At 71.3% G+C, this 24,775-nt stretch carries 24 protein-coding genes; 15 read left to right on the plus strand and 9 right to left on the minus strand.

Translation table 11 applies throughout. From position 1 onward, the window contains the following. Nucleotides 1-69 precede the first annotated feature (69 nt). The 8 genes from rapZ (at nt 70) to F7Q99_RS19785 (ending at nt 7,411) form a co-directional block, all read left to right on the plus strand. Complete coding sequence (rapZ, locus tag F7Q99_RS19750; protein ID WP_195911269.1) at nt 70-954, plus strand: RNase adapter RapZ; 885 nt, start codon at nt 70-72, stop codon at nt 952-954. Between the two features lie 64 nt (nt 955-1,018). After that, nucleotides 1,019-2,119 (plus strand): gluconeogenesis factor YvcK family protein, encoded by a 1,101-nt coding sequence (locus tag F7Q99_RS19755; protein WP_407697866.1) that lies wholly within the window; start codon nt 1,019-1,021, stop codon nt 2,117-2,119. Beyond that, nucleotides 2,110-3,090 carry a DNA-binding protein WhiA gene (gene whiA / locus F7Q99_RS19760; protein WP_153463186.1) on the plus strand — a complete coding sequence of 327 codons (981 nt, stop codon included), beginning with the start codon at nt 2,110-2,112 and terminating at the stop codon, nt 3,088-3,090. Before F7Q99_RS19755 ends, whiA begins: the two co-directional genes overlap by 10 nt. 309 nt (nt 3,091-3,399) lie before the next feature. Continuing rightward, nucleotides 3,400-4,404, plus strand: coding sequence for a type I glyceraldehyde-3-phosphate dehydrogenase (gap, locus tag F7Q99_RS19765; protein ID WP_326846899.1), 1,005 nt, complete (start codon nt 3,400-3,402; stop codon nt 4,402-4,404). 152 nt (nt 4,405-4,556) lie between these two features. Beyond that, the gene (locus tag F7Q99_RS19770) at nt 4,557-5,759 is read left to right on the plus strand and encodes a phosphoglycerate kinase (RefSeq protein WP_326846900.1); all 1,203 of its coding nucleotides are present in this window, start codon (nt 4,557-4,559) and stop codon (nt 5,757-5,759) included. 5 nt (nt 5,760-5,764) lie between these two features. Beyond that, nucleotides 5,765-6,550, plus strand: coding sequence for a triose-phosphate isomerase (gene tpiA, locus F7Q99_RS19775; protein WP_153463188.1), 786 nt, complete (start codon nt 5,765-5,767; stop codon nt 6,548-6,550). 87 nt (nt 6,551-6,637) lie between these two features. Continuing rightward, nucleotides 6,638-6,874, plus strand: a complete 237-nt coding sequence (secG, locus tag F7Q99_RS19780) for a preprotein translocase subunit SecG (protein WP_326846901.1) — start codon at nt 6,638-6,640, stop codon at nt 6,872-6,874. A gap of 249 nt (nt 6,875-7,123) precedes the next feature. Further along, nucleotides 7,124-7,411 carry an RNA polymerase-binding protein RbpA gene (locus tag F7Q99_RS19785; protein ID WP_030308030.1) on the plus strand — a complete coding sequence of 96 codons (288 nt, stop codon included), beginning with the start codon at nt 7,124-7,126 and terminating at the stop codon, nt 7,409-7,411. A gap of 71 nt (nt 7,412-7,482) precedes the next feature. Here the strand turns inward: F7Q99_RS19785 and pgl are convergent, their stop codons facing one another. The 5 genes from pgl to tkt form a co-directional block, all read right to left on the minus strand. Further along, nucleotides 7,483-8,271 (minus strand): 6-phosphogluconolactonase, encoded by a 789-nt coding sequence (gene pgl / locus F7Q99_RS19790; RefSeq protein ID WP_153463190.1) that lies wholly within the window; start codon nt 8,269-8,271, stop codon nt 7,483-7,485. Next, complete coding sequence (gene opcA, locus F7Q99_RS19795) at nt 8,268-9,344, minus strand: glucose-6-phosphate dehydrogenase assembly protein OpcA (RefSeq protein WP_153463192.1); 1,077 nt, start codon at nt 9,342-9,344, stop codon at nt 8,268-8,270. Before opcA ends, pgl begins: the two co-directional genes overlap by 4 nt. Then, nucleotides 9,341-10,897, minus strand: coding sequence for a glucose-6-phosphate dehydrogenase (zwf, locus tag F7Q99_RS19800; protein WP_153466421.1), 1,557 nt, complete (start codon nt 10,895-10,897; stop codon nt 9,341-9,343). Before zwf ends, opcA begins: the two co-directional genes overlap by 4 nt. 61 nt (nt 10,898-10,958) lie before the next feature. Continuing rightward, the gene (tal, locus tag F7Q99_RS19805) at nt 10,959-12,095 is read right to left on the minus strand and encodes a transaldolase (protein WP_153463194.1); all 1,137 of its coding nucleotides are present in this window, start codon (nt 12,093-12,095) and stop codon (nt 10,959-10,961) included. Nucleotides 12,096-12,192: 97 nt separating this feature from the next. Then, nucleotides 12,193-14,292, minus strand: a complete 2,100-nt coding sequence (gene tkt / locus F7Q99_RS19810; protein ID WP_326846902.1) for a transketolase — start codon at nt 14,290-14,292, stop codon at nt 12,193-12,195. A gap of 449 nt (nt 14,293-14,741) precedes the next feature. Between tkt and F7Q99_RS19815 the strand changes: the two genes are divergently transcribed. Continuing rightward, nucleotides 14,742-15,689: a heme o synthase gene (locus F7Q99_RS19815; protein ID WP_326846903.1), complete on the plus strand. Its 948-nt coding sequence runs from the start codon at nt 14,742-14,744 to the stop codon at nt 15,687-15,689. A 54-nt stretch (nt 15,690-15,743) separates the two neighbouring features. On the opposite strand, the gene F7Q99_RS19820 is transcribed toward F7Q99_RS19815, so the two are convergent. Then, complete coding sequence (locus F7Q99_RS19820) at nt 15,744-16,385, minus strand: DUF2461 domain-containing protein (protein WP_326846904.1); 642 nt, start codon at nt 16,383-16,385, stop codon at nt 15,744-15,746. A 72-nt stretch (nt 16,386-16,457) separates the two neighbouring features. Between F7Q99_RS19820 and F7Q99_RS19825 the strand changes: the two genes are divergently transcribed. Continuing rightward, nucleotides 16,458-16,796, plus strand: a complete 339-nt coding sequence (locus tag F7Q99_RS19825) for a hypothetical protein (RefSeq protein ID WP_153463200.1) — start codon at nt 16,458-16,460, stop codon at nt 16,794-16,796. A gap of 82 nt (nt 16,797-16,878) precedes the next feature. Here F7Q99_RS19825 and F7Q99_RS19830 read toward each other — a convergent pair whose 3' ends face one another. Then, nucleotides 16,879-17,850: a COX15/CtaA family protein gene (locus F7Q99_RS19830; protein ID WP_326846905.1), complete on the minus strand. Its 972-nt coding sequence runs from the start codon at nt 17,848-17,850 to the stop codon at nt 16,879-16,881. A gap of 361 nt (nt 17,851-18,211) precedes the next feature. Between F7Q99_RS19830 and F7Q99_RS19835 the strand changes: the two genes are divergently transcribed. Continuing rightward, the gene (locus F7Q99_RS19835) at nt 18,212-18,919 is read left to right on the plus strand and encodes an LAETG motif-containing sortase-dependent surface protein (RefSeq protein ID WP_153463202.1); all 708 of its coding nucleotides are present in this window, start codon (nt 18,212-18,214) and stop codon (nt 18,917-18,919) included. A gap of 72 nt (nt 18,920-18,991) precedes the next feature. Here F7Q99_RS19835 and F7Q99_RS19840 read toward each other — a convergent pair whose 3' ends face one another. Together F7Q99_RS19840 and F7Q99_RS19845 are read right to left on the minus strand one after the other, a co-directional pair. Then, nucleotides 18,992-19,711 carry an ABC transporter permease gene (locus F7Q99_RS19840; protein ID WP_153466424.1) on the minus strand — a complete coding sequence of 240 codons (720 nt, stop codon included), beginning with the start codon at nt 19,709-19,711 and terminating at the stop codon, nt 18,992-18,994. A 77-nt stretch (nt 19,712-19,788) separates the two neighbouring features. Continuing rightward, complete coding sequence (locus tag F7Q99_RS19845) at nt 19,789-20,715, minus strand: ABC transporter ATP-binding protein (RefSeq protein WP_153463204.1); 927 nt, start codon at nt 20,713-20,715, stop codon at nt 19,789-19,791. A 155-nt stretch (nt 20,716-20,870) separates the two neighbouring features. On the opposite strand from F7Q99_RS19845, the gene F7Q99_RS19850 reads away from it, so the two are divergent. The 4 genes from F7Q99_RS19850 to F7Q99_RS19865 are packed head-to-tail and all read left to right on the plus strand — an operon-like array spanning nt 20,871 to nt 24,773. Next, the gene (locus F7Q99_RS19850) at nt 20,871-21,722 is read left to right on the plus strand and encodes a helix-turn-helix transcriptional regulator (RefSeq protein WP_407697809.1); all 852 of its coding nucleotides are present in this window, start codon (nt 20,871-20,873) and stop codon (nt 21,720-21,722) included. 9 nt (nt 21,723-21,731) lie between these two features. Then, entirely contained in the window at nt 21,732-23,147 is a 1,416-nt protein-coding gene (sufB, locus tag F7Q99_RS19855) for a Fe-S cluster assembly protein SufB (protein WP_153463208.1), read from the plus strand. Nucleotides 23,148-23,202: 55 nt separating this feature from the next. Then, complete coding sequence (gene sufD / locus F7Q99_RS19860) at nt 23,203-24,450, plus strand: Fe-S cluster assembly protein SufD (protein ID WP_153463210.1); 1,248 nt, start codon at nt 23,203-23,205, stop codon at nt 24,448-24,450. A gap of 5 nt (nt 24,451-24,455) precedes the next feature. Continuing rightward, nucleotides 24,456-24,773: a bifunctional 3-phenylpropionate/cinnamic acid dioxygenase ferredoxin subunit gene (locus tag F7Q99_RS19865; protein WP_153463212.1), complete on the plus strand. Its 318-nt coding sequence runs from the start codon at nt 24,456-24,458 to the stop codon at nt 24,771-24,773. Nucleotides 24,774-24,775: the final 2 nt, after the last annotated feature.

Genomic DNA, 24,775 nt, shown 5'->3' on the forward strand with positions numbered 1-24,775 from the left:
TCAGCCGGCCCGGCGCGACCGCGCCATGCGCGTGCTCCCCAGCAGAAAGACCGAGAGCGGGGAACCGAAGTGACCGTGTCAGACGTGGCCGAGAACGCGCCGGAGCTGGTGATCATCTCCGGCATGTCCGGAGCCGGCCGCTCCACCGCCGCCAAGTGCCTGGAGGACCTCGGCTGGTTCGTGGTGGACAACCTGCCCCCGGCCCTCATCCCGACCATGGTCGACCTCGGCGCCCGCTCCCAGGGCAACGTCGCCCGGATCGGCGTCGTCGTGGACGTCCGCGGCCGCCAGTTCTTCGACGAACTGCTCACCTCGCTCGACGAGCTGGAGAAGCGCGGCGTCCGGCTGCGGGTCGTCTTCCTGGACTCCTCCGACGAGGCCCTGGTCCGCCGCTTCGAGAGCGTGCGCCGCCCGCACCCGCTCCAGGCCGACGGCCGGATCGTCGACGGCATCGCCCAGGAGCGCGACCTGCTGCGCGACCTGCGCGGCGAGGCCGACCTCGTGATCGACACCTCCAACCTCAACGTGCACCAGCTGCGCGCCAAGCTGGACGCCCAGTTCGCCGACCACGACGAGCCCGAGCTGCGCGCCACCGTGATGTCCTTCGGCTTCAAGTACGGCCTGCCGGTCGACGCCGACCTCGTGGTGGACTGCCGGTTCCTGCCCAACCCGCACTGGGTGCCCGAGCTGCGCGCCCGTACCGGCACCGACGCCGACGTCGCCGACTACGTGTTCCAGCAGCCCGGTGCCAACGAGTTCCTGAACGGTTACGCCGAGCTCCTGCGCGTCGTCACCGAGGGGTATCGCCGGGAGGGGAAGCGCTACATGACGCTTGCCGTAGGCTGCACCGGTGGCAAGCACCGCAGCGTCGCGATGTCCGAGCGCCTGACCAAGCGTCTCATCGCCGACGGCGTGGAGACGGTGCTGGTCCACCGAGACATGGGACGGGAGTAACCGCCTCCTCCCCGCCGGGCCGCCGGCCGGGCCGGCGGCGGGCGAACAGGAACGCGAGGTGGGTGTGTCGGGATACGTGCCCGGGTGGCAGCCGCAGCACAGGTCCGGCGATCGGTCGGGGGGCCCGGCACGGACCCCGGCGCCGAGCCGACCGCGCAGCAGCCCCGCCGCCCGGGCCAACCCGGCCCCCCGGATCACCGCGCTCGGCGGCGGCCAGGGCCTGTCCGCCTCGCTGTCCGCGCTGCGCCGGCTCACCAGCGACCTGACCGCCGTCGTCACCGTCGCCGACGACGGCGGCTCCAGCGGCCGGCTCCGCGCCGAGCTGGGCGTACTGCCCCCCGGCGACCTGCGCAAGGCGCTGGCGGCGCTGTGCGGGGACGACGACTGGGGCCGCACCTGGTCCGAGGTGATCCAGCAACGCTTCACCGGCAGCGGCGAGCTCGGCGGCCACGCCGTCGGCAACCTGCTGATCGTCGCCCTCTGGGAGAAGCTCGGCGACCCGGTGGCCGCCCTGGACTGGGTCGGCCGGCTGCTGAACGTCCAGGGCCGGGTGCTGCCGATGTCGGCCGTGCCGCTGGACATCGAGGCGAGCGTCCGCGGCCACGACCCGGCCCGCCCCGGCGAGGTGACGGCCGTCCGCGGCCAGGCCGACGTCGCGGTCACCCCCGGCACCGTGCAGTCGATCCGGCTGCTCCCCGACGAGCCGCCGGCCGTCCCGGAGGCCGTCGCGGCGGTCCGGGAGGCGGACTGGGTGGTGCTCGGACCCGGCTCCTGGTTCACCAGCGTGCTCCCGCACCTGCTGGTGCCGGATCTGGCCAAGGCGCTCGTCCAGACCCGCGCCCGCCGCCTGCTCACCCTGAACCTGGCCCCCCAGCCCGGCGAGACCGAGGGCTTCACCCCGCAGCGCCACCTGGAGGTCATCGCCGATCACGCTCCCGACCTCGCCGTGGATGCGATCCTGGTGGACGAGCGGGCCGTCACCGGCGGCGCCTTCGGCCAGGCCGACCTGGAAGGTCTGGAGAAGGCCGCCGAGCGGATGGGCGCCGCCCTGGTGCTCGGCCGTGTCGCCCGCACCGACGGCACCCCGCGACACGACCCGGAGCTGTTGGCGGCAGCGTACGACCGGATTTTCCGGACACATGGAAGGATCGGGCCATGGCGATGACTCCAGCGGTGAAGGACGAGATCAGCCGGCTCCCGGTCACCCGGGCGTGCTGCCGCAAGGCGGAGGTGTCCGCGATCCTGCGATTCGCAGGCGGGCTGCACATCGTGAGCGGCCGCATCGTGATCGAGGCCGAACTCGACACGGGTGCGGCGGCCCGGCGGCTGCGCAAGGACCTCCTGGAGATCTTCGGGCACTCCTCCGACCTCGTGGTGATGGCCCCCGGCGGTCTGCGGCGCGGCAGCCGCTTCGTCGTCCGGGTGGTCAAGGACGGCGAGCTGCTCGCCCGCCAGACCGGACTGGTGGACGGCCGCGGGCGCCCGATCCGGGGCCTGCCCCCGGCGGTCGTCTCCGGGGCGACCTGCGACGCCGAGGCGGCCTGGCGCGGCGCCTTCCTGGCGCACGGCTCGCTCACCGAGCCCGGCCGCTCCTCCTCGCTGGAGATCACCTGCCCCGGCTCCGAGGCCGCCCTCGCCCTGGTCGGCGCGGCCCGCCGGCTCGGCATCCCCGCCAAGGCCCGCGAGGTCCGCGGTGTGGACCGGGTGGTCATCCGCGACGGCGACGCGATCGGCGCGCTGCTGACCCGGCTCGGCGCGCACGAGTCGGTGCTCGCCTGGGAGGAGCGCCGGATGCGGCGCGAGGTCCGGGCCACCGCCAACCGGCTGGCCAACTTCGACGACGCCAACCTGCGCCGCTCGGCCCGGGCCGCGGTGGCGGCCGGCGCCCGGGTGGCCCGCGCGCTGGAGATCCTCGGCGAGGAGGTGCCCGAGCACCTGGCCGCGGCCGGCCAGCTGCGGATGCAGCACAAGCAGGCCTCGCTGGAGGAGCTGGGCGCGCTCGCCGACCCGCCGCTGACCAAGGACGCGGTGGCCGGCCGGATCCGCCGCCTGCTGGCGATGGCCGACAAGCGCGCCTCCGAGCTCGGCCTGCCGAGCACCGAGGCCAATCTGACCGACGAGATGGCGCTCAACTGACGTCACGCTCCGTGAGCGATCTGCGGCCGGTGTCCGGATTCCGGGCACCGGCCGCGGCCGTGTCCGGAAGCCGCGGACGGCGTTCCGGCGCGCCCGGATTGGTAGGGACCACTGCCCCCGTACCAACTGCCCGCCGGTCCAAGGACGGAAGGCCGGAAATCGCGTTTAGGACGCGCCACGCCAAGTCTGGCGAATCGGTGCGATGTGCCCTCCCAGGCCCGGGAGGGGTAGGGTCATAGGCGGTCGGGGACTTCCCAAATCTCACCCCCGTCGGCTTAGCTCCGGCGTACCTAACGAGGAGATCGGTTCGTGACGATCCGGGTAGGCATCAACGGATTCGGCCGCATCGGCCGCAACTTCTTCCGAGCGGTCAAGGCCCAGGGCGCGGACATCGAGATCGTCGGTGTCAACGACCTGACCGACACGAAGACCCTGGCTCACCTGCTGAAGTACGACACCACCCTGGGCACCTTCCCGGGCACGGTCTCGCACACCGAGGACAGCATCACCGTCGACGGCAAGACCTTCCAGGTCACCGCCGAGCGTGACCCCGCCAACCTGCCGTGGGCCGCCCTGGGCGCCGACATCGTCGTCGAGTCCACCGGCATCTTCACCAAGGCCGAGGCCGCGAAGAAGCACATCGCCGCCGGTGCCAAGAAGGTCATCATCTCGGCGCCCGCCACCGACGAGGACGTCACCATCGTGATGGGCGTCAACGACGACAAGTACGACGCCGCCAACCACACGATCATCTCCAACGCCTCCTGCACCACCAACTGCGTGGCGCCGATGGCCAAGGTGCTGAACGAGAGCTTCGGCATCGTCAAGGGCCTGATGACCACCGTCCACGCGTTCACCAACGACCAGGTGACGCTGGACTTCCCGCACAAGGACCTGCGCCGCGCCCGCGCCGCGTCGCAGAACATCATCCCGACCTCGACCGGTGCCGCCAAGGCGACCGCCCTGGTCCTGCCGGAGCTGAAGGGCAAGCTGGACGGCACCTCGCTGCGCGTCCCGGTCCCGACCGGCTCCATCACGGACCTGGTCGTCACCCTGGAGCGCGAGGTCACCAAGGACGAGGTCAACGCCGCGTTCCAGAAGGCCTCGGAGGGCCCGCTCAAGGGCATCCTGGCCTACACCGAGGACCCGATCGTCTCGTCGGACATCGTCAACGACCCGGCCTCCTGCATCTTCGACGCCCAGCTCACCATGGTCCAGGGCAACCAGGTCAAGGTGCTCGGCTGGTACGACAACGAGTGGGGCTACTCGAACCGCCTCGTCAACCTGACCACCCTCGTCGGCGGCCAGCTCTGACGCAGCGGGAGCTGACGTGAGATAGGGGCGAGGGCCCGGCTGGCGCACACTGCCATCCGGGCCCTCGCTCTACATTCCCTCGTCTTCAGGCGGCCCCTGCGCCGTGCCGCCTCCCTGCGCACCGACCATCTCCCCAGGAGTCCGAAGAACCCGTGAAGACCATCGAAGACCTCGACGTCGCCGGCAAGCGCGTGTTCGTCCGCGCCGACCTGAACGTCCCGCTGGCCGGCGACCAGATCACCGACGACGGCCGGATCCGCGCCGTCGCCCCGACCATCGCCAAGCTCGTCGAGCGCGGTGCGAAGGTCGTCGTCGCCTCCCACCTCGGCCGCCCGAAGGGCGAGCCCGACCCGCAGTTCTCGCTCGCGCCGGTGGCCGTCCGGCTCGGCGAGATCCTCGGCAGGCCGGTCGCCGCCGCCACCGACACCGTGGGCGAGAGCGCCCGGGCCGCCGTCGCCGCGCTGGCCGACGGCGAGGTCGTGCTGCTGGAGAACCTGCGCTTCAACGCCGGCGAGACCAGCAAGGACGACGCCGAGCGCAAGGCCTTCGCCGAGCAGCTGGCCGCCCTCGCCGACCTCTACGTCGGCGACGGTTTCGGTGCCGTGCACCGCAAGCACGCCTCGGTGTACGACCTGCCGGCCCTGCTGCCGAACGCCGCCGGCGACCTGATCGCCACCGAGGTCGGTGTGCTGAAGAAGCTCACCGAGGACGTCCAGCGTCCGTACGTCGTCGTGCTCGGCGGCGCCAAGGTCTCCGACAAGCTCGGCGTCATCGACAACCTGCTGAAGAAGGCCGACCGGATCCTGATCGGCGGCGGCATGGCGTACACCTTCCTCAAGGCCAAGGGCCACGAGGTCGGCATCTCGCTGCTGCAGGCGGACCAGATCCCGGTCTGCCTGGAGTACCTGGCGGAGGCCGAGAAGCGCGGCGTCGAGTTCGTCCTGCCGGTGGACGTCCTGGTGTCGGCGGACTTCCCGGACCTCAAGACCAAGGCCCCGGCCAACCCGGAGCTCGTCGACTCGGACAAGATCCCGGCCGACCAGGAGGGCCTGGACATCGGCCCGAAGACCCGCGAGCTGTACGCGGCGAAGCTGGCCGACGCCAGGACCGTGTTCTGGAACGGCCCGATGGGCGTCTTCGAGCACCCGGACTACGCGAACGGCACCAAGGCCGTCGCGCAGGGGCTGCTCGACAGCGACGCGTTCACCGTGGTCGGCGGCGGCGACTCCGCCGCGGCCGTCCGCATCCTGGGCTTCGACGAGACGAAGTTCGGGCACATCTCGACCGGCGGTGGCGCGAGCCTCGAGTACCTGGAGGGCAAGACCCTCCCCGGTCTCGCCGCCCTGGAAGGCTGAAAGCAATGACTGACCGTCTCCCGCTCATGGCGGGTAACTGGAAGATGAACCTCAACCACCTTGAGGCCATCCAGCACACCCAGAAGCTGACCTTCGCGCTGAACGACAAGGACTTCGAGGCCGTCGAGGTCGCCGTCCTGGTGCCGTTCACCGACCTGCGCTCGGTGCAGACCCTGGTCGACGGCGACAAGCTGAAGATCAAGTACGGCTCGCAGGACATCTCGCAGCACGACTCCGGTGCCTACACCGGCGAGGTCTCCGGCCCGATGCTGGCCAAGCTCAAATGCACCTACGCGGTGATCGGCCACTCGGAGCGCCGCCAGTACCACGGCGAGAACGAGGAGATCGTCAACGCCAAGGTCAAGGCCGCCTACCGGGCCGGGATCACCCCGATCCTGTGCATCGGCGAGCCGCTGGAGATCCGCAAGGCCGGCACCCACGTCGAGTACACGCTGGCCCAGCTGGACGGCGCCCTCGCGGACATCCCGGCCGAGCAGGCCGAGTCCGTCGTGGTCGCCTACGAGCCGGTCTGGGCGATCGGCACCGGCGAGGTGGCCACCCCGGAGGACGCGCAGGAGGTTTGCGCCGCCATCCGCGGGCGGATCGCCGAGCTGTACGACGCCGAGCTGGCCGACAAGGTCCGCGTGCTGTACGGCGGTTCGGTCAAGGCGTCGAGCGCCGCCGGCCTGATGGCCAAGGCCGACATCGACGGCGGCCTGATCGGCGGTGCCTCGCTGGACGCCGACGAGTTCGTCAAGATCGTGCGCTACCGTGAGCAGGCAGTAGGCTAACGCCGCCGCAGCAACGTAGGCTTTGGGGCCGGACCGCCGTACGCGGCCCGGCCCCTTCGCCGAAGATACGAGAGAGTTGGTCCCGTCGTGGTTATCGGGTTCTCGATTGCCCTGATCATCTTCAGTCTGCTGATGATCCTCCTGGTGCTGCTGCACAAGGGGAAGGGCGGCGGCCTGTCCGACATGTTCGGCGGGGGCGCGATGTCGACCGGCGGTGGCTCCGCGGTGGCCGAGCGCAACCTGGACCGCATCACCATCGTGGTCGGCCTGGGCTGGTTCGCCAGCATCATCGTCCTCGGCCTGCTGCTCAAGTACCAGAAGTAGCACCGAGCCGGTACCGAGCCACGACGAGCCGGTACCCGGAGCCGACGTAACCCTGACGCCCCGTCGTCCGAGCGCCTATCCTGGGACGGTCGGGGCGGAGGCGATGGTGGCGGACCCTTAACTCCTGCTTACACTAGGACGAATTTCGCCACCGACGCGCACCGCGGCGGGTCGGCGTACCAGCACGCAGGGAGTCAGACCGTGGCAAGTGGCAATGCCATCCGTGGCAGCAGGGTCGGAGCGGGCCCGATGGGCGAGGCGGAGCGCGGCGAGTCCGCCCCGCGCAACCGGATCTCCTTCTGGTGCGCCAACAAGCACGAGACCCGGCCCAGCTTCGCGGCCGAGGCGGTCATCCCGGACACCTGGGACTGCCCGCGCTGCGGCTTCCCGGCCGGACAGGACGAGCACAACCCGCCGGCGCCCTCGCGCAACGAGCCGTACAAGACCCACCTCGCCTACGTCCGTGAGCGGCGCACCGACGCCGACGGCGAGGCGATCCTCGCCGAGGCGCTGGCCAAGCTGCGCGGCGAGATCTGAGCAATCCGGGCACCGAAGCCGAGAAGGGCGCCACCGTCAACGACGGTGGCGCCCTTCGGCGTTGTGGACCGCTACGCCGAGGCCGGCGGGTACAGCTGCGGCGGGATCCGCTCCGCGGCGGCCCGGTCCAGCAGCCACAGGGTGCGGCCGCGGCCGTACGCGCCGGAGGCGGGCGCCTGGAGCTCGCCGGGGCCGGACAGGGCCAGCGCGACCGCGCCCGCCTTGTCCTCGCCCGCCGCCAGCAGCCAGACCTCGCGGGCCGCCCGGATCGCCGGGAGGGTGAGCGAGATCCGGGTCGGCGGGGGCTTGGGGGCCCCGCGCACGCCGACCACGGTCAGCTCGGTCTCCCGCACGCCCGGGTGCTCGGGGAAGAGCGAGGCGATGTGGGTGTCCGGTCCGACGCCGAGCAGCAGCACGTCGAAGGCCGGGACGCCGAGCCGCTCGCCCGGCCCGGCCGCCTTCGCCAGCTCCTGCGCGTAGCGGGCGGCGGCGGCCTCCACGTCGGAGCCGTCCATGCCGTCCGAGGCGGGCATCTCGTGCACCCGCGCCGGGTCGAGCGGGACGGCGTCCAGCAGCTCGGCGCGGGCCTGGACGGCGTTGCGCTCCGGGTCCGCGGCGGGCACGAAGCGCTCGTCGCCCCACCAGAGGTCCAGCCGGGCCCAGTCGACCGCGTCGCGCGCCGGGGAGGCGGCGATCGCGGCCAGGAGGGCGTTGCCGTTGCGGCCGCCGGTGAGCACCACCGAGGCGGTGCCGCGGGCGGCCTGGGCGTCCACGATCCGGGTGATCAGCCGGGCCGCGGCGGCCTGGGCCATCAGCTCCTTGTCGCGGTGGACGACGAGCTGCGGGGTGGCGTTGGTCATGCGCCGTCCCCGGCGCTGCGCTTGGCGGCCTTCCGGGTGGAGGGCTTCTTCTCCGCGCCGTCGGACGTCACCCGGGTCGGGTTGGCCACGGCCGCCTCGGCGACCGCGTGTGCGACCTCGTGGGCCGCCGCGACCTCGGCGCTCGCGGGCTCGCGCAGCCGGTCCACGGGCGTGCGCACGGCCGACGCGTAGATGTCGTCCGGGTCGAGTCGGCGCAGCTCCTCGGCGATCAGCTCCGAGGTCTCGCGCCGCTTGAGCGCCACCTGGCGGTCCGGCGAGCCGGGCATGGAGAGCGTGCCCATCAGGCCGTCCGGGCGGTCCAGGGTGATGTCCCCGTCCTTGGTTCGCAGGTGCACCGCGGTGATGCCCGGGCCGCCGGTGACGACCCGCTCGACCGGGACGTGCAGCCGGTTGTGCAGCCAGAGGCCGAGCAGTTCCACGCTGGGGTTGTACGACTCGCCCTCGACCACCGCGGACAGGATCCGGGACGGGCGCTGGTCAAGCGCGGCGGCCAGCATCGAGCGCCACCCGGTGATCCGGGTCCAGGCGAGGTCGGTGTCGCCCGGGGTGTAGCTCTGGGCCCGCTGGGCGAGCTGGCCGACCGGGGACTCGGCGGTGACCGCGTCGGTGATGCGGCGCTGGGCGATCGAGCCCAGCGGGTCCTGCGCCGGGTGCATCGGCGCGTTGTCCGGCCACCAGACGACGACCGGGGCGTCCGGCAGCAGCAGCGGCAGGACGACCGACTGGGCGTGCGCGGCGAGCTCGCCGTGCATGCGCAGGACGACCGTCTCGCCGGAACCGGCGTCCGAGCCGACCAGGATCTCGGCGTCCAGCCGGGTCTCGGCGCGGGCCCGCGGCGAGCGCCCCGCGCGCTTGATCACCGCGAGGGTGCGCGAGGGGTGCTCGCGGGACGCGTCGTTGGCGGCCTTGAGGGCGTCGTACGCGCTGCCCTCGTCGGTGACGATCACCAGGGTGAGCACCATGCCGGCGGCGGTGGAGCCGCTGGCACGGCGCGCCTCCATCAGCGCGGCGTTGATCTTGCCGGACGTCGTGTTGGTGAGGTCGATCTTCATGGCCGGCGCCAGCTCCTGCCGTCTCGTGCGAGCATCTCGTCGGCCTCGACCGGGCCCCAGGTCCCCGCCGGGTACTGGGCGGGCTTGCCGTGGGTGTCCCAGTACTTCTCGATCGGGTCGAGGATCTGCCAGGAGAGCTCGACCTCCTGGTGGCGCGGGAACAGGTTGGCGTCGCCGAGCAGCACGTCGAGGATGAGCCGCTCGTACGCCTCCGGGCTGGACTCGGTGAAGGACTCGCCGTAGGCGAAGTCCATCGTGACGTCCCGGACCTCGAAGGAGGTGCCCGGCACCTTGGAGCCGAACCGCACCGTCACGCCCTCGTCCGGCTGGACCCGGATGACCAGGGCGTTCTGCCCCAGCTCCTCGGTCGCGTAGGAGTCGAACGGCAGGTACGGGGCGCGCTGGAAGACCACCGCGATCTCGGTGACCCGGCGGCCCAGCCGCTTGCCGGTGCGCAGGTAGAACGGGACGCCCGCCCAGCGGCGGTTGTTGATCTCCAGCTTGATGGCCGCGTAGGTGTCGGTCTTGGACTCCGGGTTGATGCCGTCCTCGTCCAGGTAGCCGACCACCTCCTCGCCGCCCTGCCAGCCGGAGCTGTACTGCGCCCGCACGGTGTGCTTGCCGAGGTCGGCCGGGAGCTTGACGGCGCTGAGCACCTTGAGCTTCTCGGCCACCAGCGCCTTCGGGTGGAAGGACGCGGGCTCCTCGATGGCGGTGAGCGCCATCAGCTGGAGCAGGTGGTTCTGGATGACGTCGCGCGCCGAGCCGATGCCGTCGTAGTAGCCGGCCCGGCCGCCGATGCCGATGTCCTCGGCCATGGTGATCTGCACGTGGTCGACGTAGGAGCGGTTCCAGATCGGCTCGAACATCTGGTTGGCGAAGCGCAGCGCCAGGATGTTCTGGACGGTCTCCTTGCCCAGGTAGTGGTCGATCCGGAAGACCTCGTCCCGGGGGAAGACCTCGTGGACGACCTTGTTGAGCTCCTGGGCGCTCTCCAGGTCGTGGCCGAACGGCTTCTCGATCACCGCGCGGCGCCAGGATCCCTGCGGAGGGTCGGCCAGGCCGTGCTTCTTGAGCTGCTGGACGACGGTCGGGAAGAACTTCGGCGGGACGGACAGGTAGAAGGCGAAGTTGCCGCCGGTGCCCTGGGCCTTGTCCAGCTCCTCGATGGTCTGGCGGAGCTTGTCGAAGGCGTCGTCGTCGTCGAAGGTGCCCTGGACGAAGCGCATGCCCTTGGCGAGCTGCTGCCAGACCTCCTCCCGGAACGGGGTCCGCGCGTGCTCCTTGACCGCGTCGTGGACCTCCTTGGCGAAGTCCTCGTCCTCCCACTCGCGCCGGGCGAAGCCGACGAGCGAGAAGCCCGGCGGCAGCAGGCCGCGGTTGGCCAGGTCGTAGATCGCCGGCATCAGCTTCTTGCGGGACAGGTCGCCGGTGACCCCGAAGATGACCAGACCCGACGGCCCCGCGATGCGCGGGAGCCGTCGGTCGGCGGGGTCACGAAGCGGGTTGACGGGCGCCGGCGGGGCGTTGCCCGCGTCCGACTCGTTCGTCAACTCGGGGAAATCAGTGCTCACTTGATGGGCTCCGCTTTCGTGCGCTGTGTGAGCAGGAAGGTCACTTCTCGGCGGCGTGCGCGGTGAGCGAGGCGGAGACGGTGTCGAGCAGCTCGGTCCACGACTGCTCGAACTTCTCCACGCCCTCGTCCTCCAGGACCTGGACGACGTCGTCGTAGTCCACGCCGGCGGCGGCGATGGCGTCCATCACGGCCTTGGCGTCGGCGTAGTTGGGGACGATGGTGCCGCCGGTGACCACACCGTGGTCGGCCGTGGCGTCCAGGGTGGCCTCGGGCATGGTGTTGACGGTGCCCGGCGCGACCAGCTCGGTGACGTACAGGGTGTCCGGCAGGGCCGGGTCCTTGACGCCGGTGGAGGCCCAGAGCGGGCGCTGCGGCTTGGCGCCGGCGGCCTCCAGGGCCTTCCAGCGGGCGCTGCCCTCGGTCTTGCCGTCGACCGAGCCGAAGACCTCCTCGTACGCCTGGTAGGCGAGGCGGGCGTTGGCGAGGGCGGCCTTGGAGCGCAGGTCCTTGGCGTCGCCGCCGACCTTGTCGAGGCGCTTGTCGATCTCGGTGTCCACGCGGGAGACGAAGAAGGAGGCGACCGACTCGATCTGGGAGAGGTCCAGGCCCTTGGCCTTGGCGGTCTCCAGACCGGTCAGGTAGGCGTCGACGACGGCCCGGTAGCGGTCCAGCGAGAAGATCAGCGTGACGTTGACGCTGATGCCCTTGCCGATGACCTCGCTGATCGCGGGCAGGCCGGCCTTGGTGGCGGGGATCTTGATGAAGACGTTCGGACGGTCGACCAGCCACCACAGCTGCTTGGCCTCGGCCACGGTGGCGGCGGTCTCGTGCGCCAGGCGCGGGTCGACCTCGATGGAGACCCGGCCGTCGCGGCCGTTGGAGGCGTCGTAGACCGGGCGCAGCACGTCGGCCGCGTCGCGCACGTCCGAGGTGGTGATCATGCGGACGGCCTCGTCGGTGGTGACCTTGCGGACGGCGAGGTCGCGCAGCTGGCCCTCGTAGGCGCCGTTGCCGCCGATGGCCTTCTGGAAGATGGTCGGGTTGGTGGTCACGCCCACCACGTGCTTGTTCTGCACCAGCTCGGCCAGGTTGCCGGAGTTGAGCCGCTCGCGGCTGAGGTCGTCCAGCCAGATCGCCACGCCTTCGTCGCTGAGGCGCTTCAGTGCGTCAGTCATGGTGCTTCAGTCCTTCTTCTCTTCGTTCGTCAGTCTGTGGGTCGTCAGACCGGGCCGGGCCGTTGACGTGCGGGTCGCGGGCCCGGCCCAAGTGGCGTCAGCGGTTGACGGCTTCGAGGGAGCGGAGGGCGTTGTGCGCCTCGGCCACCACGCGCTCGGCGGTCAGGCCGAACTCCTCGAAGAGCACCTTGTAGTCGGCGGAGGCGCCGAAGTGCTCCAGGGAGACGATCCGGCCGTGGTCGCCGACCAGCTCGCGCCAGCCCTGGGCGATGCCGGCCTCGACCGACACCCGGGCCTTGACCGACGGCGGCAGCACGCTGTCGCGGTAGGCCTGGTCCTGCTCCTGGAACCACTCGAAGGACGGCATCGAGACCACGCGGGTGGCGATGCCCTCGGCCTCCAGGACCTCGCGGGCCTTGACGGCCAGCTGGACCTCGGAGCCGGTGCCGAGCAGGATCACCTGCGGGTCGCCGTTGCCGGCCTCCGCCAGGATGTAGCCGCCCTTTGCGGTGCCCTCGGCGGAGGCAAAGACCTCGCGGTCGAAGGTCGGGACGTTCTGGCGGGTGAGCGCCAGGCCGACCGGGCCGGGGTGGGTGGTCTGCCGCTCGACGACGGTGCGCCAGGCGACGGCGGTCTCGTTGGCGTCGGCCGGGCGGACCATGGCCAGGCCCGGGATGGCCCGCAGCGAGGCCAGGTGCTCGACCGGCTGGTGCGTCGGGCCGTCCTCGCCGAGGCCGATCGAGTCGTGCGTCCAGACGTAGGTGACCGGCAGCTTCATCAGCGCGGCCAGGCGGACGGCCGGGCGCATGTAGTCGGCGAAGACCAGGAAGGTGCCGCCGTACACGCGGGTCCTTCCGTGCAGGGCGATGCCGTTCATGGTCGAGCCCATGGCGTGCTCGCGGATGCCGAAGTGGATCGTCCGGCCGTACGGGCCGGCGGTCTTCAGCGGGTTGCCCTCGGGGAGGAAGGAGCTCTCCTCGTCGATGGTGGTGAGGTTGGACTCGGCGAGGTCGGCCGAGCCGCCCCACAGCTCCGGGATCACCGCGCCGATCGCCTTGAGGGTCTCGCCGGAGGCCTTGCGGGTGGCGACCTCCTTGCCGGCCGGGAAGGACGGGATGGCCTTCTTCCAGCCCTCGGGCAGCTCGCCGGCCTGGATGCGGTCGAACTCGGCGGCGCGGTGCGGGTTGGCGGCGCGCCAGGCCTCGAAGGACTGCTGCCACTGGTCGCGGGCGACCTTGCCGCGCTTGATCGCCTTGCGGGCGTGCTCGATCACGTGGTCGCTGACCTCGAAGGTCTTCTCCGGGTCGAAGCCCAGGACCTTCTTGGTGGCGGCGATCTCGTCGGCGCCGAGCGCGGAGCCGTGGGCCTTGGCGGTGTCCTGGGCGTTCGGCGCCGGCCAGGCGATGATCGTGCGCATCGCGATCATCGACGGGCGGGAGGTCTCGGCCTTGGCGGCGGCCAGCGCGTCGGCCAGGGCGGCCACGTCGATGTCGCCGTTCGCCTTCGGGGCGACCCGCTGGACGTGCCAGCCGTACGCCTCGTAGCGCTTGAGGACGTCCTCGGAGAAGGCGGTCTCGGTGTCGCCCTCGATCGAGATGTGGTTGTCGTCGTAGAGGGCGACCAGGTTGCCGAGCTTCTGGTGGCCGGCCAGCGACGAGGCCTCGGCGGAGATGCCCTCCTCCAGGTCGCCGTCGGAGACGATGGCCCAGATGGTGTGGTCGAAGGGGGACTCGCCGGCCGGGGCGTCCGGGTCGAACAGGCCGCGCTCGTAGCGGGCGGCCATCGCCATGCCGACCGCGTTGGCGATGCCCTGGCCGAGCGGGCCGGTCGTGGTCTCGACACCCGCGGTGTGGCCGTGCTCGGGGTGGCCGGGCGTGCGGCTGCCGGCGACCCGGAAGGCCTTGAGGTCGTCCAGCTCCAGGCCGTAGCCGGAGAAGTAGAGCTGGGTGTAGAGGGTCAGGCTGGTGTGCCCGGGGGAGAGGACGAAGCGGTCACGGCCCACCCAGGACGGGTCGGTCGGGTCGTGGCGCAGGAAGCGCTGGAAGATCAGGTACGCAGCCGGGGCCAGCGACATGGCCGTCCCGGGGTGTCCGTTGCCGACCTTCTGGACGGCGTCCATGGCCAGGACGCGCGCCGTGTCCACCGTCCGTTCGTCCAGCTCGGACCACTCGAATTCGTTCGTCGGCGTCGTGCTCACCCTGTCTCAGGGCTCCTTCCGTTGTGAAGAGTGACCCCGTGAAGGGGACCGGGTCGGCCACGGCGCTGTGGTCCCGACGTTTGGGTGGTGCCGGTCACGGAGGGTAGATCCCGCTTCTGCGTGCGAGCCTACCGTCCGGGCCGGGGCTCACCCTCCGTGCCGGGACAACGGGGATTTGCGTATGGCGATTCCCACGAGAGTGTTGCGGGTGGTTTCGTCCCAGACTCTCCTGTTTTATCGTGCCCTGCCCCTCCGGTGAGCAGGACGAGGGAGGCGCGCCGAGCGGGCCGACTTCGTCGGTTCACCCAGGGGTGTGCGTTCTGCCTCGCCGGGGGACCCCGGAGCCGGTGGGGAGATATGGAGCGTCTATGGTGTCGTGGTACGCGCAGAGCGGACGATTCGGGACCTTCGTTTCCGTGGACGCCTGCGAAGATTCATCTTCAGTTGGGGTGTTAGTGACCGCCGTCGAAACCCGTCCCGCCGGGGTCACCGGGGCGACTCCTGCGCGCCGGCCGTTCGGGGCACGTGTCGGCGCCTTCGTCGCACTGACCAAGCCCCGGATCATCGAGCTGCTGCTGATGAGCACCGTGCCGGTGATGTTCCTGGCGCAGCAGGGTGTTCCGGACATGCTGCTGGTGCTGAAGGTCGTGGTCGGCGGCTACCTCTCGGCGGGCGGCGCCAACGCCCTCAACATGTACATCGACCGCGACATCGACGCGGTGATGTCGCGCACCGAGCGGCGGCCGATCGTCACCGGCATGGTGTCGCCGCGCGAGGCGCTGGTGTTCGGCATCACGCTCGCGGTCGTCTCGACGCTGCTGCTGGGCCTCACCGTCAACTGGCTGTCCTCGGGCCTCGCACTGAGCGCGCTGCTGTTCTACGTGTTCGTCTACACGCTGGGGCTCAAGCGGCGCACCACGCAGAACATCGTCTGGGGCGGCATCGCCGGCTGCATGCCGGTGTTCGTCGGCTGGGCCTCGGTCACCAACTCGCTGTCGTGGTCGGCCCTGGTGCTGTTCCTGGTGGTCTTCTTCTGGACCCCGCCGCACACCTGGGTGCTGTCGATGAAGGTCCGCGAGGACTACCTGCGGGCCGGCGTCCCGATGCTGCCGGTGATCAAGGGCAACCTGGCGGTGGCCAAGCAGGTCGTCGTCTACTCCTGGGTCATGGTGGCGGTCTCGCTGACGCTCTGGCCGCTGGGGCACATGAGCTGGCTGTACCCCGTCGCCGCGGTGCTGCTCGGCGCGGCCTGGCTGCGGGAGGCGCACGCGCTGTACGCCCGGGCCAAGGCCGGGATCGTGGGCGCGAAGCTGAAGGAGATGCGGCTGTTCCACTGGTCGATCACCTACCTGTCGCTGCTGTTCGTGGTGACGGCGATCGACCCGTTCGTGAAGTAGCCGCAGCAGTATGGAAGAAGAGCCCCGGTCCGGCGGACCGGGGCTCTCGCGCGTTCAGCGGGCGGGGAGTTCGGACGGGCCGACGTGGCCGTCCAGCCAGTCCTTGAGCGGCTGCGAGGCGCGCAGGAAGGCGGTGATCCGGGTGTAGGCGGAGCGGGTGCCCAGCCACTTGGCGGGCGGCCACTCCTGCCAGGCCACCAGGCCCTTGTGGCGCAGCAACTCGATCCGGGGATGGTCCCTGGGGTAGCCGCGGGGGGCCGACTTCAGGGTGTCCCGGCCGAACACCCGGGGGCCGTCCTTCTCCACCCGGGCGATCACCCGCTCCAGTTCGGCGCCGCTGACGTCCTCGGCGACGGCCGCCCGGTAGCGCTCCAGCTGGTCCGGAGCGAGCTGGTACATCCCGTTGCCGCAGGCCAGGCCGTCGGCGGAGAGCTGGACGTAGCCGCCGGCCTCCAGGTGCGCGCCGATGTGCGTCTTGTACGGGGACTTGTCGGCGCTGAAGCGGATGTCGCGGTTGGGGCGGAAGATCCTGCCCGGCCCGAACTCCGGCTCCAGGTCGGCGAGCAGCCGCTCCATCGGCGCGCGCACGGCGTCGTCGTACTGCTCCTTGTGGGCTTGCCAGAAGGTCTTCGAGTTGTCGGCCTCCAGGTGCTCGTAGAAGTCGAGCGCCTCGGCCGGCCAGCCTTGGAAGGTCACCCCTCCAGTATGTGGCCCGGTGCACAGCCCGCTCCCGTCGCCATCGCCGATACCGGTGGGTAGCATGCGGTCATGAGCAGCGCAGAGACCGCCAACGCCGCCGCGCCGGACGCCCGCACCGAGCGCCGTGCCAAGCGCATCGCCAAGAACCTCACCAGCTTCGCCCAGCAGCACGGGGGCAGGGCCGACGCGGTCGTCGAGTACGTCGGCGCCGTGGCCACCCGGATCGTCGTGGTCGGCGCGGACGGCGCCTGGGGCGACCAGGTGGCCCCGAGCTACGCGGTCGGCCGCCGGGCCGCGGAGCTGGCCGGGCTGACCCTGCACGACGACTTCGAGGGCGAGCTGGCGCTCAAGGTGAAGACCGGCCCGTACGAGTGGAAGCGGATGGCCGGGATCCAGCTCGGCGGCTGACCGCGCCTCCCACGGCCCGTCCTTCACACGGCGACGGCCCGGTTCCTCCGGACGGGGGAACCGGGCCGTCGTGCGTGCCGGGTCAGACCGAGGCGGCCTGCGGGGCCTGGACCGGCAGCGGCGCGGCGCTCGCGTCGTCCTCGCGGGTGCGCAGGGCGAGGGGGATGCGCAGGGCGGCGATCCAGGTGAGTGCGGCGAGCAGCATGTGCAGGCCGACCATGAGCTCGGGGGCGTCCGTGAAGTACTGGACGAAGCCGAGCACGCCCTGCAGGAGCAGGATGGCGAGCAGTTCCTTGGCCCGGGCACGGGCGGGCTGCGGGGCCTTCACGGCGGCGAAGACGAAGATCGCCGCGATGGCCATGCCGACCGAGACCATGGCGAAGTCGGCGTGGAACTGGGCGAGGCGGTCGTAGTCGATCGGGATGCGCGGGACGATCTTGTTGTCCTTCGGCGTGCCCGGGTGGTGGCCGGCACCGGTCACCAGGGTGCCGGCCGCGACCAGCAGGCCGATGACCGTGACCAGGACGTACGAGAGCTGGTGGATCGGCCGGGCCACCGCGAGCTTCGACGGGCCGTCGCCTTCCTTGGACCGCTCCCACATCAGCAGCGCGACCCAGACCAGCGCCATCGCCGCGATCATGTGCAGCGCCACGGTGTACGGGTTGAGGCCGGTCAGCACGGTGATGCCGCCGAGCACGGCGTTGCTCATCACCAGCCAGAACTGCGCCCAGCCGAGCTTGGTCAGGCCGCGCCGCCAGGGCCGGTGGCAGCGGGCGGCCAGGATCGCCCAGCCGACGGCGGCGCTCAGCACGTAGGTGAGCATCCGGTTGGTGAACTCGACGATGCCGTGGAAGCCCATCTCGGGGGTGGGCGTGAGGCTGTCGCCGGTGCAGCGGGGCCAAGTCGTACAGCCGAGGCCGGAGGCGGTGAGCCGGACGGCGCCGCCGGTGACGACGATCACCACGCTCATCACCAGCGCGGCGAACGCGGCACGCCGGACCATGGCGGCGGAGGGCTGCCAGCGGTCGGCGAGCAGGGAGAAGGGGTTAGGCACGGGGTCAATCGTAGGCGGCCTTACAGGCGATCTTGGGGCGGGGCGCGGGCAGGACACCGGGGCGAAGTTCGTCGCCGACCGAATCTGTGGCCACGGTGATCGAACGTGATCGCCGGGAGTGCTGTTTTCCCGTCGGGTGACGAAGTTCCTTCGGGTTTGTCGAGTCCGCGTCGGGCGAGGTGGCGGCCGTGATGGGCTGGTGACGCACGTCCGAGGCGGGACCGACAGGCGGAATCCGGTCGTACGGCGGGGTGTGGCGAGGTGCGGGAGTGCCGGTAGAGTCCCCCGGACACTTGTAGCGGGCCCCCGCGAACCACTCAACGTGCCTGCTGCACAAGACCGTTCGGAGGGGAACAGCGTCATGGCGCGACAGCGGCGGCACTTCGGGATAGGCGCGACGACACTCGCCGGTACGGCAGCGGCCGGAATTCTGCTGCCCCTGGCCCTGGCCGGCAGCGCTTCGGCGCACGTGCCGACGTGGCAGGCGACCTGCGACAAGATCGTGATCGATCTGGTCAACTACAGCGACAAGAGCGACGTGAAGAACACCGTCAGCCTGACCGTCGACGGCGAGAAGGTGCTCGACGACAAGGCGTTCCCGAAGGAGTTCCACGGCACCTTCCCGGTGAAGGACCACTCCGCGCCGGTCAGGGCGACCCTCGTGGTGAAGACCACCGAGGACGCGGGGAACAAGGACTGGAACATCAACGAGACGAAGACGATCGAGCCGTGCCACACGCCGACGCCGACGCCCACCAGGACCCCCACGCCCACCAGGACCCCCACGCCCACGCCGACCCCGACGACGACGCCGAGCACCACCCCGACGCCGACGCCGACCGTGGCGCCGACCCCGAGCACCACCCCGCCGGCCACCCCGACCCCGCCGGTGACGCCCACCCCCGCCCGGACCCCCGCCCCGGTGCCCGCCACCAGCGGCCCGGTGCTCGCCCAGACCGGTAGCAGCGACGCCACCCCGATGATCGCGGCGGTCGGCGGCGGCGTGCTGCTGGTCGGCGGCGCGCTCGTCCTGCTCGCCCGCAAGCGCCGTGGCGGCAACCAGAGCTGACGAACCGCCGGAAGAACGCCGAGCGCCCCCTGGCCCGAACCGGCCAGGGGGCGCCGCGCGTTGTGCGGAGGACTACTCCCAGCGGAAGAAGCGGGCGGCCGCCGCCAGGCCGAGGACGGCCCAGCCGGCCAGGATGCCGAGGTCCGACCACGGCACCCCGGCACCGGTCTGCAGGACGGACCGCAGGCCGTCCGAGAGCGCGGAGATCGGCAGCAGCTCCAGCACCGACTGCACGGCGGACGGGAACCTGCTCAGCGGCACGATCACCCCGCCGGCCAGCAGCAGCAGGATGAACACCAGGTTCGCGGCGGCCAGCGTGGCCTCCGCCTTGAGCGTGCCGGCCATCAGCAGGCCGAGCCCGGAGAAGGCGGCCGTGCCGAGGACCAGCAGCGCGGCGACGGAGAACGGGTCGCCCTGCGGTGACCAGCCGAGGGCCAGGGCGATCGCCGACAGCAGCGCGACCTGGAGCGCCTCGGTGACCAGCACGCAGCCGGTCTTGGCGGTCAGCAGCGCCCAGCGGGGGAGCGGGCTGGCGCCCAGCCGCTTCAGTACCCCGTAGCGGCGCTCGAACCCGGTGGCGATGGCCTGGCCGGTGAAGGCGGTGGACATCACGGCCAGCGCCAGCAGGCCGGGGGCCAGGAAGTCGACCCGCTTGCCGGGGCCGTCCACCGCGACGATGTCCACGGCGGAGAACAGCACCAACAGGACCGTCGGGATGACCACGGTGAGCAGCAGCTGCTCGCCGTTGCGCAGCAGCATCCTGGTCTCGAACGCGGTCTGGGCGAGCAGCATCCGGCCGACGGGCGCCGCGCCCGGCTCGGGGGAATAGTCCGTGGTGACGGCGCCGATGGTTGCCTCACTTCGTTCGCTCACGAGCGGAGCTCCCGTCCGGTCAGGTCGAGGAAGACGTCTTCGAGGCTGCGGCGCTGCACGCTCAGGCGCTCGGGCAGGATGCCGGAGGCCGCGCACCAGCCGGTGACGGTGGCCACCAGCCGCGGGTCGACGGGCGCCTCGATGCGGTAGCTGCCGGGGGAGGTCTCGGTGGCGGTGGCGCCCTCGGGCAGCTCCTTGAGCAGCGGGCCGAGGTCGAGCCCGGGCGGGCCGTCGAAGCGCAGGGCGTTCTCGGCGCCGCCGCGGCACAGCTCCTCCGGGGTGCCGTTCGCGATGACCTTTCCGCGGTCGACGATGGCGACGTGGTCGGCGAGCTGCTCGGCCTCGTCCATGTGGTGGGTGGTGACGACCACGGTGACGCCGTCCCGGCGCAGGTCGCGGACCAGCTCCCAGGTGGCGCGGCGGGCCTGCGGGTCGAGGCCGGCGGTGGGCTCGTCGAGGAAGACCAGCTCGGGGCGGCCGACCACGGCCATGGCCAGGGCGAGCCGCTGCTGCTGGCCGCCGGAGAGGCGGCGGTAGGTGGTCCGGCCGCAGGAGCCGAGGCCGAGGCGTTCGACCAGCGCGTCGACGTCCAGCGGGTGGGCGTGAAGCTTGGCGGTGTGGCGCAGCATCTCGACGGCGCGCGCGCCCGCGTACACGCCGCCGGACTGCAGCATCACGCCGATCCGGGGTCGCAGGGCGGCGTTCTGGGCGACCGGGTCGAGGCCGAGGACGTGCACGGTGCCGGCGTCGGGACGCCGGTAGCCCTCGCAGGTCTCGATGGTGGTGGTCTTGCCGGCGCCGTTGGGGCCGAGGACGGCGGTGATCGCGCCGCGCGCGATGGTGAGGTCGAGGCCGTCCACCGCGGGCTTGTCGTCGTAGCGCTTGACCAGCCCGGCGATCTGGACCGCGGGTTCGGAGTGCATACCGGCGAGTGTAAGAGGGGCGAACAATCCGGCCGGACGCCGGCCTGCGTGATCGTTTCCGCAGGTCAGGTAAGGCTTGCCTGCGTGACAGATGCCACGGGTGAGGCCTGGGTCACGGCTTGTCCTGTCGGAAGCAATTACGCAACACTGGTGTTGTGAAAAACATGAGCGAGCACGCCATGCAGCAGGAGGCCGAGTCGGCCCCCGGCTGTGACGTGCCCGTGACGGCGGCCGAGGTGCTGCTGGACGGCCACCGCGCCACCCGCGACCGGGTCGCCCGGTCGATCCTCGACCACGGCCCCTCCTCCGCCGCCGACCTGGCGAGCCGGCTGGGCCTCACCGCCGCAGCCGTCCGCCGCCACCTCGACGGGCTGGCCGCCGCGGGCCTGGTCGAGTCCCGCGAGCAGCGGGTCTACGGCAGCCGCGGCCGGGGCCGTCCGGCCAAGGTCTTCGCCCTCACCGACGGCGGCCGGGACGCCTTCTACCAGGCGTACGACCAGCTCGCGGCCGACGCGCTGCGCTGGATCTCCGACTCGGTGGGCGGCGGCAAGGCGGGCGAGGAGGCGGTCGCCGCCTTCGCCCGGGCCCGGTTCGGCAAGCAGGGCGAGAAGTACCTGGAGTCCCTGCGGCAGGCCGGGGCCGGGGAGCGCACCGAGGCGCTCGCCCAGGCGCTGAGCGAGGACGGGTACGCTGCCACGGTGCGGCGGGTCCCGTCGGCCGCGGCGAAGGCCCCGGCGGGCGCCCAGCTCTGCCAGCACCACTGCCCGGTCGCGCACATCGCCGAGCAGTTCCCGCAGCTCTGTGAGGCGGAGACCGAGGTCTTCTCCCAGCTCCTGGGCACCCATGTGCAACGGCTGGCCACCATCGCCCACGGCGACGGGGTCTGCACCACCTATGTGCCGGCACCCGGTGCCGCATCGTCGCCCACCCTGCGCAGCGCGGGCCCGGGCACCGGTGCCGTGCCGACTGCCGGTACGTCCACCGAAGATTCAGCGTCCGCGCGTTAGGAAGCTCGCATGACTGACACCGTTTCGCACCCGGAGCTCGAGGGCCTGGGGAAGTACGAGTACGGCTGGGCCGACCCGGACACCGCCGGTGCCGTGGCCAAGCGCGGGCTCAGCGAGGACGTCGTGCGCGACATCTCCGCGAAGAAGAACGAGTCCGAGTGGATGCTGAACCTGCGTCTCAAGGGCCTGAAGCTGTTCGGCAAGAAGCCCATGCCGACCTGGGGCTCGGACCTGTCCGGCATCGACTTCGACAACATCAAGTACTTCGTCCGCTCGACCGAGAAGCAGGCCGAGTCCTGGGAGGACCTGCCCGCGGACATCAAGGCCACCTACGACAAGCTGGGCATCCCGGAGGCGGAGAAGCAGCGCCTGGTCGCCGGTGTCGCCGCGCAGTACGAGTCGGAGGTCGTCTACCACCAGATCCGCGAGGACCTGGAGCAGCAGGGCGTCATCTTCCTGGACACCGACACCGCGCTGCGCGAGCACCCGGAGCTGTTCAAGGAGTACTTCGGCACCGTCATCCCGGCCGGTGACAACAAGTTCGCCGCGCTGAACACGGCCGTCTGGTCCGGCGGGTCCTTCATCTACGTGCCGAAGGGTGTCCACGTCGACATCCCGCTCCAGGCCTACTTCCGGATCAACACCGAGAACATGGGCCAGTTCGAGCGGACGCTGATCATCGTCGACGAGGACGCCTACGTCCACTACGTCGAGGGCTGCACCGCGCCGATCTACTCCTCCGACTCGCTGCACTCGGCGGTCGTGGAGATCATCGTCAAGAAGGGCGGCCGCTGCCGCTACACGACCATCCAGAACTGGTCGAACAACGTCTACAACCTGGTCACCAAGCGCGCCGTGGCGTACGAGGGCGCGACCATGGAGTGGGTCGACGGCAACATCGGTTCCAAGGTCACCATGAAGTACCCGGCCGTCTACCTGATGGGCGAGCACGCCAAGGGCGAGACCCTGTCGATCGCCTTCGCGGGCGAGGGCCAGCACCAGGACGCCGGCGCCAAGATGGTGCACATGGCGCCGAACACCTCGTCGCACATCGTCTCCAAGTCGGTGGCGCGCGGCGGCGGCCGGACCTCCTACCGCGGTCTGATCGAGATCGGCGAGGGCTCGCACGGCGCCAAGTCCAACGTCCTGTGCGACGCGCTGCTGGTCGACACCATCTCCCGCTCGGACACCTACCCGTACGTGGACGTCCGCGAGGACGACGTGTCCATGGGCCACGAGGCGACCGTCTCCAAGGTCAGCGAGGACCAGCTGTTCTACCTGATGAGCCGCGGCCTGACCGAGACCGAGGCCATGGCGATGATCGTCCGCGGTTTCGTCGAGCCGATCGCGCGTGAGCTGCCGATGGAGTACGCGCTGGAGCTCAACCGGCTGATCGAGCTGCAGATGGAGGGCGCGGTCGGCTGACCCCCGGCCACCCACCGCCCACCGACTTTTCGAGGAAGAGAGCTACCCGACAGCCATGGCTGACACGGCTTCTAATGTCCCTGTGAACACCACCGGCTCCACGACCGCCGGTTCGATCGAGGTCGGCACCGCCGGCGCGGGCGCGCAGCTCGCCGGGCCCGGCACCGGCCGGGCCACGGTCCAGCAGCCGATCGACGCGCGCGTGGCGGTCAAGCCGTCCTACGACGTGAACGACTTCCCGGTGCCGCACGGCCGCGAGGAGGACTGGCGCTTCACGCCGCTGCACCGCCTCGGCGGGCTGCACGACGGCACCGCCGCCCAGGGCGAACGGGGTGAGGACAAGGTCGAGTTCACGCTGCCGGACGGCGTCACCGCCGAGACCGTCGGCCGCGACGACGCCCGCCTGGGCAAGGCCGGTAAGCCGGTCGACCGGGTCGCCGCCCAGGCGTTCAGCGCCTTCGAGCAGGCCCTCGTGGTCACCGTGCCCAAGGACGCGGTGCTCACCGAGCCCGTCAAGATCGACGTGCGCGCCGAGGGCGGGGTCCGCTTCGCCCACGTGGTGATCGACGTCAAGCCGTTCGCCGAGGCCGTCGTGGTGCTGAACCACGCCGGCACCGGCACCCGCGCCGCCAACGTCGAACTGCTCGTCGGCGACGGCGCCAAGCTCACCTTCGTCTCCGTCCAGGACTGGGACCGCGACGCCGTGCACGCCGCGCAGCACAACGCGCTGGTCGGCCGGGACGCCTCGTTCAAGTCCGTCGTCGTCACCTTCGGCGGCGACGTGGTCCGCATCCACCCGCGGGTCAACTACGCGGGCCCCGGCGGCGAGGCCGAGATGTTCGGCCTCTACTTCGCCGACGCCGGCCAGCACCTGGAGCACCGCCTGGTGATCGACCACGACACGCCGCACTGCCGGTCGAACGTGGCCTACAAGGGCGCCCTCCAGGGCCAGGACGCGCACGCGGTCTGGGTCGGCGACGCGCTGATCCGCGCCGCCGCCGTGGGCACCGACACCTACGAGCTCAACCGGAACCTGGTGCTCACCGACGGCGCCCGGGTCGACTCGATCCCGAACCTGGAGATCGAGACCGGCGAGATCGTCGGCGCCGGCCACGCCTCGGCGACCGGCCGCTTCGACGACGAGCAGCTGTTCTACCTGATGGCCCGCGGCATCCCGGCCGACGAGGCCCGCCGCCTGGTGGTCCGCGGCTTCTTCGCCGAACTGCTCCAGCAGATCGGCGTGGCCGAGGTCCAGGACCAGCTCATGGAGAAGATCGAGGCCGAGCTGGAAGCGGCGGTCTGATCCCGATGACGTTTCTCCGTGCCTGCGCGCTGAGCGACCTCCAGGAGGACGTGCCCAAGCGCGTGGACCTCAACGGCGTGCCGGTCTCCGTCGTCCGCACCGACGAGGGGGTGTTCGCGATCAACGACATCTGCTCGCACGCGAACGTCTCGCTCTCGGAGGGCGAGGTCGAGGACTGCATGATCGAGTGCTGGCTGCACGGCTCCAGCTTCGACCTGCGCACCGGCAAGCCGTCCGGCCTGCCCGCCACCAAGCCGGTCGCTGTCTACCCCGTAAAGATCGAAGGGGACGATGTGCTCGTCTCCGTCAACCAGGAGTCCTGAGT

Source organism: Streptomyces kaniharaensis (assembly GCF_009569385.1).
GTDB lineage: Bacteria > Actinomycetota > Actinomycetes > Streptomycetales > Streptomycetaceae > Kitasatospora > Kitasatospora kaniharaensis.

Bases quoted from the DNA above. Each gene is read 5' to 3' on its own strand.
- tpiA (WP_153463188.1), top strand. From the start codon at position 5,765: ATGACTGACCGTCTCCCGCTCATGGCGGGTAACTGGAAGATGAACCTC.
- opcA (WP_153463192.1), bottom strand. From the start codon at position 9,344: ATGAAGATCGACCTCACCAACACGACGTCCGGCAAGATCAACGCCGCG.
- whiA (WP_153463186.1), top strand. From the start codon at position 2,110: ATGGCGATGACTCCAGCGGTGAAGGACGAGATCAGCCGGCTCCCGGTC.
- F7Q99_RS19825 (WP_153463200.1), top strand. From the start codon at position 16,458: ATGAGCAGCGCAGAGACCGCCAACGCCGCCGCGCCGGACGCCCGCACC.
- F7Q99_RS19845 (WP_153463204.1), bottom strand. From the start codon at position 20,715: ATGCACTCCGAACCCGCGGTCCAGATCGCCGGGCTGGTCAAGCGCTAC.
- F7Q99_RS19785 (WP_030308030.1), top strand. From the start codon at position 7,124: ATGGGCGAGGCGGAGCGCGGCGAGTCCGCCCCGCGCAACCGGATCTCC.
- tal (WP_153463194.1), bottom strand. From the start codon at position 12,095: ATGACTGACGCACTGAAGCGCCTCAGCGACGAAGGCGTGGCGATCTGG.
- F7Q99_RS19840 (WP_153466424.1), bottom strand. From the start codon at position 19,711: ATGCTGCTCGCCCAGACCGCGTTCGAGACCAGGATGCTGCTGCGCAAC.
- pgl (WP_153463190.1), bottom strand. From the start codon at position 8,271: ATGACCAACGCCACCCCGCAGCTCGTCGTCCACCGCGACAAGGAGCTG.
- F7Q99_RS19865 (WP_153463212.1), top strand. From the start codon at position 24,456: ATGACGTTTCTCCGTGCCTGCGCGCTGAGCGACCTCCAGGAGGACGTG.
- sufB (WP_153463208.1), top strand. From the start codon at position 21,732: ATGACTGACACCGTTTCGCACCCGGAGCTCGAGGGCCTGGGGAAGTAC.
- sufD (WP_153463210.1), top strand. From the start codon at position 23,203: ATGGCTGACACGGCTTCTAATGTCCCTGTGAACACCACCGGCTCCACG.
- F7Q99_RS19835 (WP_153463202.1), top strand. From the start codon at position 18,212: ATGGCGCGACAGCGGCGGCACTTCGGGATAGGCGCGACGACACTCGCC.